This is a genomic window from Streptomyces sp. NBC_00306, from assembly GCF_036169555.1.
Lineage (GTDB): Bacteria > Actinomycetota > Actinomycetes > Streptomycetales > Streptomycetaceae > Streptomyces > Streptomyces achmelvichensis.
Genome location: NZ_CP108032.1, coordinates 7,346,744 through 7,365,148, shown reverse-complemented (window position 1 = coordinate 7,365,148; position 18,405 = coordinate 7,346,744). Strand labels below are relative to the sequence as shown.

The following is an 18,405-nucleotide window of genomic DNA, read 5'->3' as shown; positions in this document are numbered from 1 at the left end:
ACGACCGAGGAGACGGTTATGCGAGGAACTCTCATGTCCATCGAGAAGGGAATTTCCATCTACCCAGAGGACATGACAGTTCGTGCGTACGTTGAACTTGGGAATTCTGGCGCATGTCGACGCCGGTAAGACCAGCCTGACCGAGCGGCTTCTGCACACCGCCGGTGTCATCGACGCGATCGGCAGCGTCGACGACGGCAATACCCAGACCGATTCACTGGCCCTGGAACGGCAACGCGGTATCACCATCAAATCCGCGGTCGTCTCCTTCGCCGTGGACGACATCACCGTCAATCTCATCGACACTCCCGGACACCCGGACTTCATCGCCGAGGTCGAGCGGGTGCTGAGTGTGCTCGACGGTGCGGTGCTCGTCGTCTCCGCCGTGGAGGGCGTCCAAGGGCAGACGCGAGTGCTGATGCGGACCCTGCGCCGGCTGCGTATCCCCACCCTCGTCTTCGTGAACAAGATCGACCGTGGTGGCGCTGATCCCGAGCGCGTGCTGCGGAGCGTCTCCGGAAAGCTGACCGAGGCCGTGATCCCGATGGGGACGGTCGACGCTCCGGGGACGAGTGACGCCTCCTTCACCCCGTCCATGGCGGCCGACCCCGCCTTCATGACCCGGCTGGTCGATCTGCTCTCCGGACAGGACGACGCGCTGCTCGCGGCGTATGTGCGGGACGAGGCGGCGGTGTCGTACGACCTGCTCCGCGCCGAGCTTGCCGCGCAGACCGCACGGGCACAGGTCCATCCTGTGTTCTTCGGCTCCGCCATCACGGGCGCCGGTGTGGACACGCTGATCGCCGGGGTGCGCGAGCTGCTGCCGGCGGGTGAGGGCGACCGCGACGGGCCGGTCTCCGGGACGGTGTTCAAGGTGGAGCGCGGCCCGGCGGGCGAGAAGATCGCGTACGTCCGGATGCTGTCAGGCACCGTGCGGACACGGGACCGGTTGCCGGTCCGGTCCGACGCGGAGGGCAAGGTGACCGCGATCCAGGTGTTCGACAGGGGCCCGGCCGTACGCAGCCCCGCGGTCACGGCCGGGCAGATCGGCAAGCTGTGGGGTCTGCACGACGTCCGCATCGGTGATGCGATCGGCTTCCCGCCGGACTCTCCCGCGAACGGCCACCACTTCGCCCCGCCGACGCTGGAGACGGTTGTCGTGCCCGTCCGGGCATCCGACAAGGGCGCGATGCACGCGGCGCTCAGCCGGCTCGCCGAGCAGGACCCGTTGATCGATCTGCGCCAGGACGACCTGCGTCAGGAGGTCGCGGTCTCGCTCTACGGCGAGGTGCAGAAGGAGGTCATTCAGGCGACTCTGGCCGCCGATTTCGGGGTGCACGTGACCTTCCGCGAAACGACCACCATCTGTCTCGAACGACCGGTCGGCACGGGCACCGCACTCCAGATCATCGACACGGACCCCAACCCTTTCCTGGCGACGATCGGTCTGCGCGTCGACCCGGCCCCGGTCGGATCCGGTGTGGAATTCCGGCTGGAGATCGAACTCGGATCGCTGCCGTATTCCTTCATCACAGCGGTCGCGGAGACCGTGCCGGAGACATTGCGGGAGGGAATTCATGGTTGGGAGGTCACCGACTGCACCGTCACCATGACGCATTCCGGCTACTGGGCGAGGCAGAGCCATTCCCATGCCGTTTTCGACAAGAGCATGTCCAGCACGGCGGGCGATTTCCGTCATCTGACGCCCATGGTTCTGATGAGCGCGCTGCGCGAAGCCGGCACGCAGGTGTACGAGCCGTTGCACCGGTTCCGGCTCGAATTCCCGGCCGATCTGCTGGGGCAGCTTCTGCCGGTACTGGGACGCCTGCGGGCGAACCTGAGCACGCCTGTGCCGCGGGGGATGTCCTACGTCCTGGAGGGCGAGATCCCGGCGGCGTCCGTGCACGCGCTGCAACAGCAACTGCCCGCTCTGAGCCGGGGCGAGGGGGTGCTGGAGACGGAGTTCGCATGCCACCAGCCGGTTGTGGGCACCGTGCCGACCCGGCCGCGGACGGCTCCGGACCCGCTTGCCCGGTCGTAGCGCCGGCCGACGCACCCCCTCGCCCCGGGGCCCGGACCTCACCGCCGGGCCCCACCGGGCCCTGTTGCCCTGCACCTCACCCGGGCGATGGGCTACTGAAAGCGGCACAAAGCAGGCGTACGCTGACGAGAAGGCCGTAATGCACCGCGTGTGCGCATGGAGGCGGCGCATGACCGATCCTTTCGGCTTCCTCAGAATCCCCCGGCGGCCCGTCCCGCCCCGCCCCGTGACAGAGCGGTTGAACGACTGGGACGAGGTCTACGCCGGGCAGTCGCAGCTGCCCCTCATCGCCGAGCAGGCCGGACGCTGCATGGACTGCGGCATCCCGTTCTGCCACCACGGCTGCCCCCTCGGGAATCTGATCCCGGAGTGGAACGCCTACGCGACCCGCGGCAGCTGGCGCGACGCGGCGGAGCGGCTGCACGCGACGAACAACTTCCCGGAGTTCACCGGGCGGCTGTGCCCGGCGCCGTGTGAGGACGCCTGCGTACTGACCATCAATGCCGACCCGGTGACGATCAAGAACGTCGAGAACGCCATCGCGGACGAGATCTGGGCCCGCGGTTACGCCTCCCCACAGCCGCCCGAGCGTCTCAGCGGGAAGACCGTGGCCGTGGTCGGCTCCGGACCGGCGGGGCTGGCGGCGGCGCAGCAGCTCACGCGTATCGGTCACACCGTCGCCGTGTACGAGCGCGCCGACCGCATCGGCGGACTGCTGCGCTACGGCATCCCCGCCTTCAAGATGGAGAAGCAGCACCTGGACCGGCGGCTCGGCCAGATGCGGGCGGAGGGCACCAAGTTCCGTACGGGCGTGGACGTGGGCGGCGATCTCGACGCCACCGAACTCCTCCGACGGCACGACGCCGTGATCCTCGCCGTGGGTGCGCGGGAGCAGCGGGAGCTGCCCGTCCCCGGCCGGGAGCTGTCGGGCATCCACCAGGCGATGGACTACCTCACCTTCGCCAACCGGGTGTGCGAGGGCGACTACGCCGCGCCACCCGTCACCGCGGCGGACAAGCACGTGGTGATCATCGGCGGCGGTGACACCGGCTCCGACTGTCTGGGCACGGTCCTGCGCCAGGGCGCGGCCTCCGTCGTACAGCTGGACATCAATCCCGAGCCCGGCGAAGCGAGACGTGCCACCGAACCCTGGCCCGTGTACCCGAAGGTCTACCGGATCTCCCACGCGCATGAGGAGGCACGGGGTCGTGAGGGCACGGATCCACGGGTCTTCTCCTCCGCCACCCTGCGCTTCGAAGAGGGCCGCGCGGGACAGGTGGGCGCGCTGCATCTGACGGAGGTGGAACCCACGGCCAGAGAGCCGCGTCCGGACACCGAGCAGCGGATCCCCGCGGACCTCGTGCTCCTCGCCCTGGGCTTCTCCGGTCCCGAGCGTGACAGCGGCCTGATCGCACAGCTCGGGCTGACGCTGGACGACCGGGGCAACTTCGCCAGGAACGCCTGCTTCGCGGCCGAGACGGTCGAGCGGGCCGGGCCGGCACGCTCACGCGCGGACGGGGTCTTCGTCGCCGGTGACGCGGGGCGTGGGCAGTCGCTCGTGGTGTGGGCCATCGCGGAGGGCCGCTCTGCCGCGGCGGCGACGGACAGCTATCTGAGTGGTTCCACCGTGCTGCCGGCGCCGGTGGCACCCCACGACCGGCCGCTGGTGGCGTGATTCGGGCGTGCCTCGCGCCAAGGGCCGAACTCCGCTTCCCTGCACGACATTTCACGGCGGCAGGGGCAACCCGCGGTCACCGGCGCGCCCCGGCTAAGGCTTCCTGCCGGTCCCGTCGGGCGCGCGGCCCAGGCACACCGCGACGAGAGCGGCGACGGTCGACCGTGAGAGCAGATGAACCGCCCTGCCTGCCGGCGAGACGCCGACCGCGTGCCGGGGCACCCGCAGGCGCAGAGCACCCGGACGTACGGCGAACACGACCGGCGGCTCGAACGTCACCGCCTCGCCGTCGACCCCGACGGCCAGCGGGCCACCCGATCGCACCTCGAACCGCTCCGCGGTCCACTGGCGCCAACCGGGGAACCGCCTGATCTGCCCGGTCGCCTGGAGGGTGGCGAACCGTACGGCTTCGGAGGCGTCGCGGACCGTCAGCGTCACCACGCCGAGCCGTCCGGAATCCATGCGCTCGCGGGTGCCGAGGCCTTCCAGGCGATCGAGCAGATAGGGGCCGTTGGAGACGAGAATCAGCTGGGCGGTGGAGTATTCGGTGCCGTCGGGTCCCGTGAAGCGCAGATCGGGCGGGACGGCGTCCGGGCCGAGGAAGTCGGACATGGTCTCCGCGGCGGTTCGGAGCTTGGCATCGCGGTAGCGGGGCGTCTGCACCACGTGCGCGTACAGGCCGAGTGAGGCGTTGTTGACGAAGACGCGGCCGTTGACGGTCGCCAGGTCGATCCGCCGCTCCGTCCCGTCGGTGAACGCGTCGAGGGCGCCGACCACGTCGTCACGGTTCAGGCCGAGGTCGAGCGCGAGGTGGTTGCGTGTGCCCGCGGGGACCACGATGTACGGAATCCCGTGGGCTGCGGCGACCTCCGCGACGACCGCGTGAGAGCCGTCCCCGCCGGCCATGCCCAGCGCGTCGGCTCCTCGCGCGACGGCTTCCTCGGCGAGTTTCCGCAGGTCCTCGCCGGGCCGCAGCGGGACTGCCTCGATTCCGCGGCGGCGGCATTCGCCGGCCAGCCCGAACTTCTCGACCTTGCCGCCGCCGGACCTCGGGTTCATCAGCAGGACCGGCCGGGCAGGCCTCGGTGCGGGTCGGGCGACCGCCGTCCTGGCACGCCGTCGCAGTGCGATGCGTGCCGTCGCCGCGGACAGCGCGATCAGCACGAGGATCACCGCGACCCGCGACAGATCGAGGTCCGCGAGAATCCCGGCGGCGAGCAGGACGACGAACGCGAGGACGGCGACCAGGCCTGCCGCGGCGCGCCGCAGCCTCTTGCGTGTGACGACGTGCCAGCCGGCGATCACACCGACGAGCAGTGCCACGACGGCCGCCAGCAGGGCGGCCCAGTTCCTGAAGGCTCCGACGACAAGGATGATCAACGCTGCCGGCAGCGCCACGAGGGCGACGGACGCGGCAAGTCGCTCGACGGGGCGCGGTCGGCGCGTCCCGTCGTTCCGGTCCGCTGCGGCAGGCATCGGGGACGCGACCGCCGTCAGGAGCCCTGGTGGTGGAACAGGGCTCCGACCTTCTCCCGGAATTCCGTACCCCTGCTCTCCCGATGCTGCCTGCGCGCCTCCCGCACCGCGGTGGCGGCAGCGTCCTGCGCGGCCCTCACCTCGGCGGTCACCTCCTCGGCCGGGACCCGGACGACCGTGCCGCCGAGGCGCGCGGCCATGGTGTCGACGACGGCGGGGTCCGTCTCGGTCATGCCGACGATCAGGACGTTGGTGCCGTCGGCGACGCCGCGACTGAAGTAGGTGAGGCTGTCGACCGAGTCCGCGGCGGCGTCGTTGTCCGCCGCCATCCCGATCATGGTTCCCGCGCCCCAGCCGAACAGCAGCCCGACCGGGCCACCGAGCAGACCGAGCAGCGCACCGATCGATCCGCCGAGGAGCGTGGAGCGGCCGGCCGACGACGTATAGCTTTCCGGCACCGACAGGAAGCCGGCCGGGGAGCGCTCCATGATCGCCGCCTGGTCGACACCGGGGAGCTCGGTGACGAGGTGGAAGGCCTCGTAGGCGTGGCTGGGGTCCCCGAAGGTGAGGAAGAGGACCGTGTCGTCGGGGGAATCGGAGGCCTCGGGCGACACGGAGGAGTCAGAGGAGTCATGGGACATGGTCGTTCCTTTCTCGGCGCTCACCCAGCGGATCACGGTCGAGGAGCCCCCACCACTCGCAAGCTCATTCTGCTCGCACCCTCCTGTCGCCGCCCGGCGTCCCGGTCCGGGGGTGCTCGGGGGGGGCAGGGCCGCCGAGAGCGCGGGTTGACCTCAAGCGTGGTTGACGTTCGAGACTCGAGACCTGACCGCAGGGCCGGGATCCCGGCCGCGACCGAGGTGAGGTGTGACCGCATGCGCGCGATCCGTGTGGACGGGTACGGGGGTCCCGAGGTGCTGGTGCCGGTGGAGGAGCCGGACCCGGTGGCAGGGGACGGAGAGGTCGTCGTACGGGCCGAGGCAATCGACACCATCTTCGTCGAGACGCAGATCCGTGGCGGCTGGGGCGAGGCGTTCGGCATCACCCCGCCGTACGTGCCGGGAGGCGCCGCGGCCGGGGTCGTCGTCGCCACCGGTCCCGGGGTCGACCCGTCGTGGACCGGGCGCAGGGTGCTGGCCGGGGCGGGCACGAGAGGTACGTACGCCGAACTCGTCCGGACCGGGGTCGACCGGCTGGTGCCGGTTCCCGAAGGCCTCGGCCCGCGGGAGGCAGCCGCCCTCGCCCACGACGGTGTGACCGGCATCGGCATCGCGGAGGCGGCGGGCATCACGCCGGGCGACCGGGTGCTCGTCCTGGGGGCCGCGGGCGGCATGGGCACCCTGTTGGTTCAGCTCGCGCACGCGGCCGGGGCACGGCTCGTCGGGGCTGCGCGCGGGGAGCAGAAGCTGGCGCTGGTGAAGCGGCTGGGCGCCGATGCCGTCGTCGACTACAGCGCGGACGGCTGGACGGATGACGTCCGTGAGGCGTTCGGGGGGCAGCCCGTGGATGTGCTGCTGGACGGGGTCGGCGGCGAACTCGGCGCCCGCGCCTTCACTCTCGTGGCGGACGGCGGCCGCGTGTCGGCCCATGGCGCTTCGAGCGGCGGGTTCGCCGAGCTCGACGAGGAGAGCGCGCGGGCGCGGGGCATCACCCTCCGGGGAATCGCGGACGTGCAGTTCGGAGCGCCGGACGTGGTGCGGCTGGCGACGAAGGCGCTGGCCGAGGCCGCGGCGGGGCGGCTGCGCCCGGTCATCGCGCGGGAGTTCCCGCTGTCCCGGGCGGCCGACGCCCACCGTGCGATCGAGGCCCGTTCGATCCCCGGCAAGGCGCTGCTCATTCCGTGACCGGCACGGCAGGACAGGACCCGCGCCCGCCCGCGAGGCGAGCGAACGCGGACCCGGCGCGCCCGGACACGCGCCGAGGCTCTCGGGCGCGGGTCTGCATGTACCCGGCAACCGCCCGCGGCGGATGGCCTATTGAGGCCTGCGCTCCGCCTCCAGCAGGGCCATCACCGACTCCAGTTTCGCCGCCCTCGCCGCGGGCGTACGCGCCCGCAGCAGCTGGAGGATCACCCCGTAGCGGTCGGTCTTGTTGAGCCGCTCGAAGAAGGCCTTCGCCTTCTCGGCGGCGTCCAGGGCGGCCGCCAGGTCGGGCGGCACACGCGCCGTCCTCTGGGATTCGTACGCCGCGTCCCAACGGCCGTCGGCCTTGGCCGCCTCGACCTGGGCCCGGCCCGGGTCCCGCATCCTTCCGGCCTCCTCGAGCGCGGCGACCTTGCCGACATTGACCTGGGACCACTGGCTCCTCGGCCGTCGAGGGGTGATCTTCTGCAGGTAGTACGTCGCGTCGAGCGAGCGACGCTGACCGTCGATCCAGCCATAACAGAGGGCGACGTCGATGACCTGACCGGGCGTCACGGACCGGATCCCCGAGCTCTTCTTGGCGAGCTTCAGCCACACCCCTGCCGCAAGGCCGTGATGCTCGGCGAGCCAGGCCTCCAGCCGGTCGTCGTCCTCGAAGAAGAGGACCTCCACCCCGTCGATCGGCTCCATGCACCCTCCGTCCGCCCGCGCCCGGCCGGGCGTTGCCACTCCGGCCCAGTTTCGCGCACCCGTGGTCGCGGCGCGCGAGCTTGGCACAGACACGGAGAGATGGTTAGGTAAGGCATACCTAAGTACCCTCGACAGCGGAGATCTGGATGCGCCTGTTCACCACCCCCGTCGCGCAGCCGACCAGCGCGGAACGAATCCGGTCGATCCTGATGGCAGCCGACTCGATGACCATCGTCACGGACGAGGGGCGTACCGAGGTCTCCCGGCTGCACGGGCCCGGCGCCACCGAGCACATCCACCTCCACCCCCCGACGGGCGCGGACGATGCCGGCGCGGACGGCACCGCGGACGGATATACGCGCGCCACGCTGGAGTTCACCGACATCGCACCGACTCCCGTGCGCGACCGGGTCCGCGCCCGTGTCCTCCTGGCGGGGCGGCTGCTGACGGCCCCGCGGCACGCGGCGCCGGCGGGCAGCCGGTGCATGGAACTGGCACACGCCGTCCTCGACACGGGAGAGGAGCGGATCACCGTCGGCCTCGAAGAGCTGATGGAGGCCGACACCGATCCCCTGGCCACCTGCGAGGCCGGCATGCTGACGCACCTGGTGGACGACCACAGCGACATCGTCGGACTGCTGCTGCGGCTGGTGAAGCCGCGGCTGGTGCTGGGCGTGCAGCGCGCCCTGCCCGTCGCCATCGACCGGTACGGCATCACCCTGCGTCTGGAGTACGCACGCTCCCACCAGGACGCCCGCCTGCCGTTCCCCGCGCCCATCAAGGACATCGACCAGGCGGGCGTACGCATCCACGCACTGCTCAACGCGGCACGGCACCGCTCACCGCGGAGCCGGCTGCTGAGCGACTCGTAGGCCTCCGCATCCCTCCGAAGCCTCAGGCGCCGCTCGGCTTCAACTGCCGCATACGGCTGTCGAGTTCCCGCCGGTAGAAGTCGATGAACCCGTCCGGGTCCGGGCCGGAGTTCATCATGACCAGGCGGTCGAAGCCGGCGTCGACGTACGGCTGCGCCACCGCGACATGGCGTTCCGGGTCGGAGCCGCAGGCGAAGTGCTCGAGGATGTCCTCCTCGCGCACCGTGCCGGTCGCCGCGTCGAAGTTGACCGGGTTGGGCAGCTCGCTCATCACCTTCCAGCCTGTCAACGCCCAGCGAGTGGTCTCCAACGCGGCCCGTGCCGCGGTGTGTTCGTCGGGCGCCCAGGCGAGGGGTACCTCCGCGTATCCCGGTCCGTCGCCACCGGCGGCGCGGTACTGCCGGACGATCTCCGGGTCGGGCTCGGTGGCGAACAGCGCGTCACCCAGCTCCGCCGCGATCGCCGTTGACGCCTTGCCGCTCACGGCCACCGCGATCGGCGGCAGTTCGTCGGGCAGGTCGAAGACCCGGGCGTCCTCGAGACGCAGGTGCTTGCCCTCGTACGACCGGTAGCCGCCGCGCCAGAGCAGCCGGATGATCTCCAGTGCCTCGCGCAGCAGCTCATGGCGTTCGGCCACGGCCGGGTAGCCGCGGCCGACGACGTGCTCGTTGAGCCGCTCCCCCGAACCGACACCGAGGGTGAAGCGGCCGTCCGACAGCAGCGCGAGCGTCGCCGCCGCCTGCGCGATGATCGCGGGGTGGTAGCGGATGGTCGGACAGGTCACGCCGGTGGCGAGCTCGATGCGCTCGGTCCTGGCGGCGATCGTGCCGAGGACGGTCCAGGCGAACGGGGAGTGCCCCTGGTTGTCCAGCCAGGGGTGGAAGTGGTCACTGATCTCGACGAAGTCGAAGCCCGCCTGCTCCGCCAGAACCGCCTGCCGTACCAGTTCGGCCGGGCCGAACGCCTCGGCCGCCAGCTTGTACCCGATCTTCATGAGCTCCTCGCCCCGTCGCGCCGTCCGGTCCGCGCAGAGGTACCCCGCCGCGGAGGTCCTTAACGGGCCGGAGCCGCTGAACGGAGGAAGCGCCCCTCACCGTCCCCGGGGCGGCGCCTGCCGCTACCGGCGCCTGCGCAGCAGCACGGAGGTGCTCACGGCGATCAGCGCGAGCACGGCGGCCACGGCGCCGATGAGGACGGTGGAGTGGTCCTTCGCGGTGTCCGCCACGGCCTGCGGGCGCCCCGCTCCCCCGACGACGGGCTGTTCCCGTACGGGCGGTGGCGTGGACGCCTGCGACGGCGGGGCCTGCCCGGCCTCCGACGCCTCGGCCGCCGGGGGCTCGGGGGTGGCCGGCTGCTTCTCAGGTGGAGGAGCCGCCTCCTCGGGCGCGGGCCGCGCCGGCGGGGTGTTCTCCTCGCCCCGCAGCACTACGTCGGAGCAGGAGTAGTAGGTGTCCGGCGTATCGGTGTTCCGCCAGATCGTGTACAGCACATGACGCCCCCTCAGCCCGGCGGGGAGCGTCCCGCGGATGCGGTACGCCCCGTCCCTGAGCGCGGGATCGGTCACCCTCGCGAACGGCTCGCTCTGCAGATCCGACCAGCGCAGCGGAGCGGCCGGATCATAGCCCTGCTTGGTGAGATACAGGCTGAACGTGCCCCGGTGCGGGATCGTCGACCGGTAGGTCATCGTGAGGCCGGCACCCGCCTTCAGCGGTGTGCTGGGCCAGTCCACACGTGTCGCGTCCAGTCCCCGGTAGTCACGCAGTCCCGCGCTGCACAGCTGCCCGTCCGGGATGACCTGGCGGTCCCTGCCGCGCACGTCGGCCACTCGGAGGTTGTCCCATGCGCCGAAGGCCGCGCCGCCGTTGGCCGCGACGGCCGTGCGGCAGGCCGCCGATCCCTGCCGGGTCCCCTCGGGACCGCACGCGGCGATCCTGCTGAGCGGGTCGGTGGGCGCTCCGTGGGCGTGCACCGGCCCCGCGGCGAGCGTCGTGAGCACGAGCGGCACGACGCCGACGAGCGCGGCGACGGTGGCGGTGCGATGCGCGGTCATTCTCGGCAGACCTCCTTGGCGGCCCGGCGGCCTGCCGTGTATTACGCGCGCGCCCACCGCGCTGTTCACCCCGATGGCAGAGCCGTCCCTCCCGTCACAGCGACGGCCCGCTCCCGTGCTGGGACACTGCTCATGGGCCTGGAGAGCTGCCCTGAACCCCGCAGCGCGTCACGAGCAGTCAGTGGAGGAATCATGGCCGGTCAGTTCGAGGCAACGGTCGAGGTCAACCGCCCCATCGAGGAGGTGTTCGCCTTCCTCGGCGACGGTACGAACGACCCCAAGTTCAGCCCGAGGGTGCAGAAGATCGACAAGACGCCGCCGGGACCGACGACCGTCGGGACCGTTTTCACGAGCACCGTCAAGGACGCCGGACTCACCACCAAGCGCGAGTTCCGCATCACCGAGTTCACGGCTCCCACCAGAATCCGCTGGGCCGAAACGTCGAAGAACCTCGTGACCGCGAAGGAAGGCGGCTACGACCTCGAGTCCACCGGCCCGGGAACCACCAAGGTGCGCATCTTCAACGTCCTGGAGGGCCACGGCGTCGGCAAGGCCCTCGCCGGTCTCGCCGTGAGCGCCGCCCGCAAGGACGCGGATGCCTTCGGACAGCGGATCAAGACGGCCGCCGAAGCGTCCTGAGGGACACTCCCCGACCCGGCCCTCCGCCACCCGGCCCTCCGCCACCCGGCCGGCCGCCCCGAGCGGAGCTGGACGGTCCGCGTCCGCGCACTGGCCGCTCCCGCCCCGCACTGTCACGATGGCAGTCCGGGCAGTCACAGGACGGGAGCCGGCCATGCTCCTCGGGACATGGAACCTCGAGAACCTCTACCGGCCCGGAGGGCCGTACGGGCCGCGGGACGGGGTCGTCTACGAAGCGAAACTCGCCGCCCTCGCCGCCACGCTCGAAGCGCTCGGACCGACGGTCCTCGGCATCCAGGAGGTCGGCGATCCCGAGGCGCTGCAGGATCTGGTGGGTCTGCTGCCCGGCACCTGGCACACGGCGCTGTCGGAGCATCCCGACGGCCGGGGCATCCGGGTCGGATTCCTCAGCAGGCATCCGCTCGACGTCGTCTCCGACGCCCAGACGTTTCCGCAGCGCCTGCGTGCCGTGCAGAGCGACGACAGCGCCGACCCGACCGCCAGGATGGGCCGCGGGGCGCTCGCCGTACGCGTCGAGCCCGACGACGGGCCGCAGATGTGGGTGGCCGTCTGTCATCTGAAGTCCAAGCTGCTCACCTTTCCCGGCAACCGGTTCCAGCCGCACGACGAGGGCGAGCGTGCGCGGTACGCGGCCTACGCGCTGTTCCGCCGCGGCGCCGAGGCGGTGACCCTGCGGTCCGTGGCCGACGAGCTGCTGGAGGAACAGGGCAAGGAGCGGGCCGTGGTCGTCCTGGGTGACCTCAACGACGAGCCGGCCGCCGCCACGACGCAGATCCTGCACGGCCCGCCGGGCTCCGAGATCGGCACCCCGGGCTTCCTGCGCGAGGACAAGGGCGATGCGATGCGCCTGTGGAACGTGGCGCAGTGGATACCCGAGGACCGTCGCTACTCCCGTGTTCACGCGGGGCGGCCCGAGCTGATCGACCACATCCTGATCAGCCATCAGCTCCTCGACCGGGTCGCCGCGGCGGGGACCGGCATCGTCGGCGCCGCCGAACCGCCGCCGCTGCCGTCAGTGGACGAGGTTCCCACCGAGCGCCGCGATGCCACGGGCTCAGACCACGCACCGGTCTGGATACGGCTCGGCGACTGACGGTGGACGGCTGGGACGGGACCACTGACGCCGGCCTCTGTCCCTGGGCGATGTGGCCCTGCGCGACCGACACGATCCGTCACACGGCGTACGCCGTCGCCGTCCTGGCCTTTCCGGCCCGGCGCACCGCAGGTCCCATGGCCAGTCCGGCCGCGAGGAACAGCGCGCCCAGGATCAGCCACCCGATGACACCCAGGCCGACGACCAGCGTGGTCAGCAGAACAGGCCCCAGCATCCGCGCCACGGGCACACCCGCGCCGAAGAAGCCCTGGTACTGGCCGTGCCGCCCGGCGGGGGCGAGGTCGAAGCTGATCTGCCAGGCGCCGGCCGACTGCATCATCTCGCCCCACACCTGCAGCGCGGCCCCGGCGAGCAGCACGGCAACGGCGACCCGGGCCGGTACTCCCGCGGCCGCCGAGAGGGCGAAGACCGCGCAGGAGGCGAGCATCGCCACGCCACCGCGCCGAACTGTCCTGGTGGCGCTGGGCAGATCGCGTACGGCGGCGGCCGTGCGGACCTGGAAGAGCATCACCGCACCGGTGTTGAGCACCAGCAGTGCGGAGACGGCCCAGCCGGGGGCCGATGTCCGCTCCACGATCCACAGCGGGATGGCGAGGCTGATCAGCGGCATGCGCAGCAGCATGATCATGTTGAGGAAGGTCACCACGGCGTAGGGAAGATCACGGAACACCGCCTGCCGCGCGGCGGTCCGGTGCGGCGGGTGGTCGACTCGGACATCGGGCAGCCTCAGCAGGACCAGGGCGCAGAGCGCGAAGGCCGCCGCGTCGAGGACGAAGACCGACAGATGCGCCTCGCGGCTGCCGAAGTGCAGGGCGAAGCCGCCGAGAGCGGCGCCGACGGCGAGCCCGGCATTGAGCGTCGACTGGAGGTACGCGAGCGTTCCGGTCCGCTCCTCCTTCGCCACCAGGGAGGCGAGCAGCGCCTGGCGGGCAGCGGCCAGTCCGCACTGGGCCGTTGCGTAGCAGCAGGCGGCCAGCAGGAAGAGGGTGAAGGAGCGCACGAAGAGGAACGAGGCGACGGAGGCCGAAGTGGCGAGCGCCAGGACGACCGCCGTCGGCCGCGGCCCTCTGCGGTCGGCGAGCTGACCGAGTGCGACGCCCGCGAGTGAGCCGATGCCCCAGGCCACGGTGAGGCCCAGGCCGATCCGGGCCGGTGAGAGTCCGACGACCCGGGCGAAGTACAGGGCGGAGCAGACGTAATAGGCGCCGTCGCCCAGCGAGTTCACCAGCTGGGCGAGGGCGAGCGTCCGCGGGGATCCGCTCGGCGGCACGATACGCAGGGGCATGCGGCTCCTCGGGAGGGTGCGACCGTCCTTCCGGCCGCTCTGCCCTTCACCCTAGGAAGCCGAATGGCCCAGAACACTGGCCACTTGGGCTCGTATCGACTGGGCCATTTACCGGCGTGAGTTCACCGGCGAAGCCGGTCGACCCGCCACGGGGCGGGCCGACCGGCGCTCTGCGCACATCCCGTCGAGGAAAGCGCCGTCACATGGAGGTGCGACTGCTCCTCATCGCGACGGCCGTGCAGACCAGCCCCAGCAGGAAGGTGAGACCGCCGATGATGATGTTGGTCCAGATCACTCCCGCGTCCGGGCTGCTGCCCACGATCCAGGGTGCGATGATCAACCACACGCCCATGGCGCACATCGCCCCGCTCAGGCCGTACATCCGCGCCGGCATGACGGTGAAACCGATCGCGAGCACCGCTATGGCGATACCCATGATCAGGTTGTGCATCGCGAGTGCCGGCTGGTTGCCCGCGAAGTGGACCACCCATGGGGACACCGCACAGGCGAGGCCGACCAGGAACACCGGGCCGTCCACCAGGGCCACATCGCGCCCTCCGAGCACCCGCGCGTAGCGGTCCTGCATTTCGTCGATGTCGGGATGACCCGCGAGGTCTCCCCTGTGTGAAACGTCGGCCATGCGACTCGCCTCCTTCTTCTCGCTGCAAGTCGGACCGCGCCGCGCGGCAGAGCCACGCTCCTCCAGTTTGCGCTTATCTGTTCCTTATGTGTAGTGATCCGGAGCAATAGATTCCGATATCCGGTACCCGCCTGCCCCCAGGACGCCTGATGGCGAAAGAGGCTGAATAGGATGCCGGTCATGGAACAGCGCGTCTTGGGCAGGACCGGTCGGAACGTCTCCGTCGTGGGGCTGGGCACATGGCAGCTCGGCGCGGACTGGGGGGATGTCCGCGAGGAGGACGCCCTCGCCGTGCTCGACGCCGCCGTGGACGCGGGCGTCACCTTCTTCGACACCGCCGATGTGTACGGCGACGGCCGCAGCGAGCAGCTGATCGGCCGCTATCTGCGGGAGCGGCCGGACGCCGGCATCGTCGTCGCCACCAAGATGGGCCGCCGCGTCGACCAGCTCCCCGAGAACTACGTCCTCGACAACTTCCGTGCCTGGAACGACCGTTCCCGCCGGAACCTGGGTGTGGACACCCTCGACCTGGTGCAGCTGCACTGCCCGCCGTCCTCCGTGTACTCCTCCGACGCCGTCTTCGACGCGCTCGACACGCTTGTGGCGGAGAAGCGGATCGCGGCCTACGGGGTCAGCGTCGAGACCTGCGCCGAAGCCCTCACCGCCATCGCACGCCCGGGCACGGCGAGCGTCCAGATCATCCTCAACCCCTTCCGGCTCAAGCCCCTGGAAGAGGTCCTGCCCGCCGCCGCGGAGGCGGGTGTCGGCATCATCGCGCGGGTACCGCTCGCGTCCGGTCTGCTGTCGGGCAAGTACACCAAGGACACGGTCTTCACGGCCGACGACCACCGCACCTACAACCGGCACGGTGAGGCCTTCGACCAGGGCGAGACCTTCTCCGGCGTCGACTACGCCACGGGCGTCGAGGCCGCGGCGGAGTTCGCCGCGCTCGCTCCCGAAGGAGCGACACCGGCCGGCACCGCCCTGCGGTGGATCATGCAGCAGCCCGGTGTCACGAGCGTCATCCCGGGCGCCCGGTCCGCCGAGCAGGCGCGCGCCAACGCCGCGGCGGCGGCCCTGGACCCACTGCCGCAGGTCACGCTGGACGCGGTGCGCGACCTCTACGACCGCCGGATCCGCGCTCAGGTCCACCACCGCTGGTAGACCCGGCCCTCGGCCGCACGGCCGTCGGCACCTCCCGGCCGCACGACCCTCCGCAGCACCCGGCCCACGGACCGCGCACGACCGCCGGCAGCCCTCGCGTGCCCCGGCACCTCCCGCACCTACCGGAGGGGCCCGGAACCCCCGCCGGTAGGGTGATGGGCCTATGCGCCACTCCCCCCGCCGCACCGGCGCCCACCGCTTCCGGCGGCCGGTGCCGGCCGCTCTCGCCGTCTGCCTGACGGCCGCGGGCATAGCCGGGTGCGCTGCCGACACCGGCGCCCGGGACGACGGCGCCGTCCCTCAGGTGTCGCCGCCCATCTCCGCCTCACCGCTGTGGCCCCGGTACGAGGGACCCACCCCCGACGAGGGTGAGACCGCCGCCCCCTACCGGCGCTATGTGAACGTCAAGGGCATCGAGGTGCCCGCCGGTGACCTCCGGCGGGTTTCCGTCCTGCGACTGCTGGACCAGGACCCCAACGTCCCGCAGCTCGTACGTACCGCTCTGCAGAGCTGCCCCGGCGGCAGCTGCGGCCTGCGCACACCCGCGTACCGGGATCTCACCGACGACGGCAGGGACGAACTGGTGGTGGCCCTCGACGATCCGGTCGGCGGCCTGACGCTGATCCAGGTCTACCGCGCCTTCGGCACGTCCGTCCGGCCGATCCTCATCAGCTGGAACACCATCGGCGCCACGGGCGTGACCCTCGGCAACGACCTGATCCTGTCCTCGACCGGCAAGGACGGCCGCTTCACCACCCGCTACCGCTGGAACGGCACCGAACTCGTCGCGACCGCACCGCAGGACGCGCTCGGCGATGACGAGCCCTCCGGGACACCGGTGCCCCCGGCCGACGCGACCCCGCTCCCTCCGAACCCCGCGACACCGATCCCCCCGACCAGGACGCCATGATGAGCAGCCCTCACATATCCCCCGGCACGGCCGACGAGGCGCATCTGCTGCTCGTCGAGGACGACGAGGTCATCCGCAGCACCGTCCGCATGCTGCTGGAGCGGTACGGCTTCACCGTCTCCACGGCCGCCGACGGCCTGACCGGCCTGGAGATCTTCCGGGAGCGGAACCCGGATCTGCTGCTCCTCGACGTGATGCTGCCGCACCTCGACGGCATCGGACTCTGCCGCCGTATCCGGGAGTTCAGCCTCGCCCCGATCCTGATGATGTCCGCGCGCGGCGACTCCCTCGACGTCGTCTCCGGACTGGAGGCCGGCGCCGACGACTATGTCGTCAAACCGTGCGAGAGCTCGGTGCTCGTGGCCCGTATCCGCTCCCTGCTGCGTCGCGCGTCCTTCACCCCGGTCTCCGACACGACTCCGGAGACCGCGGTTCTCGTCTTCGGCGAACTGACCGTCGACACCCGCGGCATGGACGTGCTCCGCGACGGGAAGCCGGTCGCCCTCACCCCCACCGAACTGCGGATGCTGCTCGAATTCGCCGCCTCCCCGGGGGTGGTGCTCGAACGCCGGACGCTGCTCAGCCGGGTGTGGGACCACGCCTGGCACGGCGACACCCGGGTCGTCGACCTCCATGTGCAGCGGCTGCGGGCGAAGATCGGATCCGACCGGATCGAGACGGTCCGCGGCTTCGGCTACAAGTTCCGGCGCTGACCATGCCGTTGAGATGGCGTATCGCCGCCCTGGTCGCCGCCGCGATCTGCTCGGTCGCCGCAGCGGTCGGTATCCTCGTCCATCACGCCTCGCGCGACCGCGAACTGACCCAGGCGCGTGACGCCGCCCGCACCACGCTCGACCGGGCCGCGGTGACCTATGCCCGCACGGGCACGGTCGAGGGCACGGGCGCCGTGCTCGACGCCCCCGGGCTGCCGGCCGGGCTGCGCGGCATCGCGGACCGCGGCCATCAGGGCACGGAGTTCTCCACCCGGCCCACCGGTCCGGCGATGTGGGCCGCGCGTCCCGCGGGCGAGCAAGTCCTGTCCGTACGGATCGACATGACGACGACGCTGCGGGACATCAGCGCGCTGGACACGACGATCGCCTGGGCCGGTGCGCTGACGACCGCGGCCGTGCTGCCGCTCGGCGTGATCATCGCCGGGGGCATGAGCCGCCGGCTGAGGTCCGCCGCCGGCACGGCCCGGCGCATCGCGGCCGGGGACCTCGACGCCCGTATCGAGGCACCGCCCCGGCCGCGGGACGAGATCGCCGAGATCTCCGCCGCCGTCGACACCATGGCCGCCGCACTCCAGCAACGGCTGCGCAGCGAGCAGCGCTTCACGGCGGACGTCGCACATGAACTGCGCACCCCCCTGATGGGTCTCGTCACGGCGGCGGAACTGCTCCCCGACGGCGAAGCGGCTTCCTTCGTACGCGACCGGGTGCGTGTCCTGGCCGCCCTCGTCGAGGATCTTCTGGAGATCTCCCGGCTCGACGCCGGGGCGGAGGAGGCCGATCTGTCGCCCTGCCGTCTCAGCTCTCTCGTCGAGGACATCACGACGCTGCACGGGCTGCCGGCGGAGCCGGTCGAGCTCGTCGTCGAGGGCGATGCGCCGACGGCCGAGGTGTGGACCGATCCACGCAGGCTGGAGCGCATTGTGACCAATCTGATCGTCAACGGGCACCGGCACGGCAGCCGTCCGGTCACGGTCACCGTCGCCGCGGACGGGCGGACCGTGACGGTACGGGACCGGGGACGCGGCTATCCCGACACCCTGCTCGACGACGGTCCGCAGCGGTTCCGCACAGGCGCCCGCGAACGCGGTACGGGCCACGGCCTGGGGCTGACCATCGCGATCGGCCAGGCCCAGGTGATCGGGGCGCAACTGGAGTTCGCCAACGCGGCCGACGGTGGTGCGGTGGCGACCCTGCGGCTCCCCCTGAGGGAGCCGATACACGGCTGATACATC

17 protein-coding genes are annotated in these 18,405 nt (G+C 71.4%); 10 read left to right on the top strand and 7 right to left on the bottom strand.

The window, feature by feature from the left end:
• Positions 1–82 precede the first annotated feature (82 nt).
• Both OHA05_RS32945 and OHA05_RS32940 read left to right on the top strand, forming a co-directional pair.
• Positions 83–2,041: a translation factor GTPase family protein gene (locus tag OHA05_RS32945; protein WP_328862567.1), complete on the top strand. Its 1,959-nt coding sequence runs from the start codon at positions 83–85 to the stop codon at positions 2,039–2,041.
• Positions 2,042–2,210: 169 nt separating this feature from the next.
• Positions 2,211–3,716, top strand: coding sequence for a glutamate synthase subunit beta (locus OHA05_RS32940; protein ID WP_313942584.1), 1,506 nt, complete (start codon positions 2,211–2,213; stop codon positions 3,714–3,716).
• Positions 3,717–3,809: 93 nt separating this feature from the next.
• Here the strand turns inward: OHA05_RS32940 and OHA05_RS32935 are convergent, their stop codons facing one another.
• Both OHA05_RS32935 and OHA05_RS32930 read right to left on the bottom strand, forming a co-directional pair.
• Positions 3,810–5,192, bottom strand: a complete 1,383-nt coding sequence (locus tag OHA05_RS32935) for a diacylglycerol/lipid kinase family protein (RefSeq protein WP_328862566.1) — start codon at positions 5,190–5,192, stop codon at positions 3,810–3,812.
• 17 nt (positions 5,193–5,209) lie between these two features.
• Positions 5,210–5,833 (bottom strand): histidine kinase, encoded by a 624-nt coding sequence (locus OHA05_RS32930; protein WP_328862565.1) that lies wholly within the window; start codon positions 5,831–5,833, stop codon positions 5,210–5,212.
• Positions 5,834–6,067: 234 nt separating this feature from the next.
• On the opposite strand from OHA05_RS32930, the gene OHA05_RS32925 reads away from it, so the two are divergent.
• Entirely contained in the window at positions 6,068–7,036 is a 969-nt protein-coding gene (locus OHA05_RS32925; protein ID WP_328862564.1) for a zinc-binding dehydrogenase, read from the top strand.
• A gap of 129 nt (positions 7,037–7,165) precedes the next feature.
• On the opposite strand, the gene OHA05_RS32920 is transcribed toward OHA05_RS32925, so the two are convergent.
• Positions 7,166–7,744, bottom strand: coding sequence for a YdeI/OmpD-associated family protein (locus OHA05_RS32920; RefSeq protein WP_328862563.1), 579 nt, complete (start codon positions 7,742–7,744; stop codon positions 7,166–7,168).
• A 146-nt stretch (positions 7,745–7,890) separates the two neighbouring features.
• Here OHA05_RS32920 and OHA05_RS32915 point away from each other — a divergent pair, with 146 nt between their 5' ends.
• Complete coding sequence (locus OHA05_RS32915) at positions 7,891–8,616, top strand: DUF2470 domain-containing protein (RefSeq protein ID WP_328862562.1); 726 nt, start codon at positions 7,891–7,893, stop codon at positions 8,614–8,616.
• Positions 8,617–8,638: 22 nt separating this feature from the next.
• Here the strand turns inward: OHA05_RS32915 and OHA05_RS32910 are convergent, their stop codons facing one another.
• Both OHA05_RS32910 and OHA05_RS32905 read right to left on the bottom strand, forming a co-directional pair.
• Complete coding sequence (locus OHA05_RS32910) at positions 8,639–9,610, bottom strand: TIGR03557 family F420-dependent LLM class oxidoreductase (RefSeq protein ID WP_328862561.1); 972 nt, start codon at positions 9,608–9,610, stop codon at positions 8,639–8,641.
• 123 nt (positions 9,611–9,733) lie between these two features.
• Positions 9,734–10,666: a lytic polysaccharide monooxygenase auxiliary activity family 9 protein gene (locus OHA05_RS32905; protein ID WP_313942591.1), complete on the bottom strand. Its 933-nt coding sequence runs from the start codon at positions 10,664–10,666 to the stop codon at positions 9,734–9,736.
• Positions 10,667–10,858: 192 nt separating this feature from the next.
• Here OHA05_RS32905 and OHA05_RS32900 point away from each other — a divergent pair, with 192 nt between their 5' ends.
• Both OHA05_RS32900 and OHA05_RS32895 read left to right on the top strand, forming a co-directional pair.
• The gene (locus OHA05_RS32900) at positions 10,859–11,305 is read left to right on the top strand and encodes an SRPBCC family protein (protein WP_313942592.1); all 447 of its coding nucleotides are present in this window, start codon (positions 10,859–10,861) and stop codon (positions 11,303–11,305) included.
• 154 nt (positions 11,306–11,459) lie between these two features.
• Positions 11,460–12,419: an endonuclease/exonuclease/phosphatase family protein gene (locus OHA05_RS32895; RefSeq protein ID WP_328862560.1), complete on the top strand. Its 960-nt coding sequence runs from the start codon at positions 11,460–11,462 to the stop codon at positions 12,417–12,419.
• Between the two features lie 79 nt (positions 12,420–12,498).
• Here OHA05_RS32895 and OHA05_RS32890 read toward each other — a convergent pair whose 3' ends face one another.
• Both OHA05_RS32890 and OHA05_RS32885 read right to left on the bottom strand, forming a co-directional pair.
• The gene (locus tag OHA05_RS32890; protein WP_328862559.1) at positions 12,499–13,725 is read right to left on the bottom strand and encodes an MFS transporter; all 1,227 of its coding nucleotides are present in this window, start codon (positions 13,723–13,725) and stop codon (positions 12,499–12,501) included.
• Between the two features lie 199 nt (positions 13,726–13,924).
• Complete coding sequence (locus OHA05_RS32885) at positions 13,925–14,365, bottom strand: SPW repeat protein (protein WP_313942594.1); 441 nt, start codon at positions 14,363–14,365, stop codon at positions 13,925–13,927.
• 171 nt (positions 14,366–14,536) lie between these two features.
• Here OHA05_RS32885 and OHA05_RS32880 point away from each other — a divergent pair, with 171 nt between their 5' ends.
• The 4 genes from OHA05_RS32880 (at position 14,537) to OHA05_RS32865 (ending at position 18,399) form a co-directional block, all read left to right on the top strand.
• The gene (locus tag OHA05_RS32880) at positions 14,537–15,529 is read left to right on the top strand and encodes an aldo/keto reductase (RefSeq protein ID WP_313942595.1); all 993 of its coding nucleotides are present in this window, start codon (positions 14,537–14,539) and stop codon (positions 15,527–15,529) included.
• A 163-nt stretch (positions 15,530–15,692) separates the two neighbouring features.
• Positions 15,693–16,439 carry a hypothetical protein gene (locus OHA05_RS32875; RefSeq protein WP_313942596.1) on the top strand — a complete coding sequence of 249 codons (747 nt, stop codon included), beginning with the start codon at positions 15,693–15,695 and terminating at the stop codon, positions 16,437–16,439.
• Positions 16,439–17,152 (top strand): two-component system response regulator CseB, encoded by a 714-nt coding sequence (gene cseB / locus OHA05_RS32870; protein ID WP_313942597.1) that lies wholly within the window; start codon positions 16,439–16,441, stop codon positions 17,150–17,152. The genes OHA05_RS32875 and cseB overlap by 1 nt, the downstream gene beginning before the upstream one ends.
• A gap of 2 nt (positions 17,153–17,154) precedes the next feature.
• Entirely contained in the window at positions 17,155–18,399 is a 1,245-nt protein-coding gene (locus tag OHA05_RS32865) for a sensor histidine kinase (RefSeq protein ID WP_328862558.1), read from the top strand.
• Positions 18,400–18,405 lie beyond the last annotated feature (6 nt).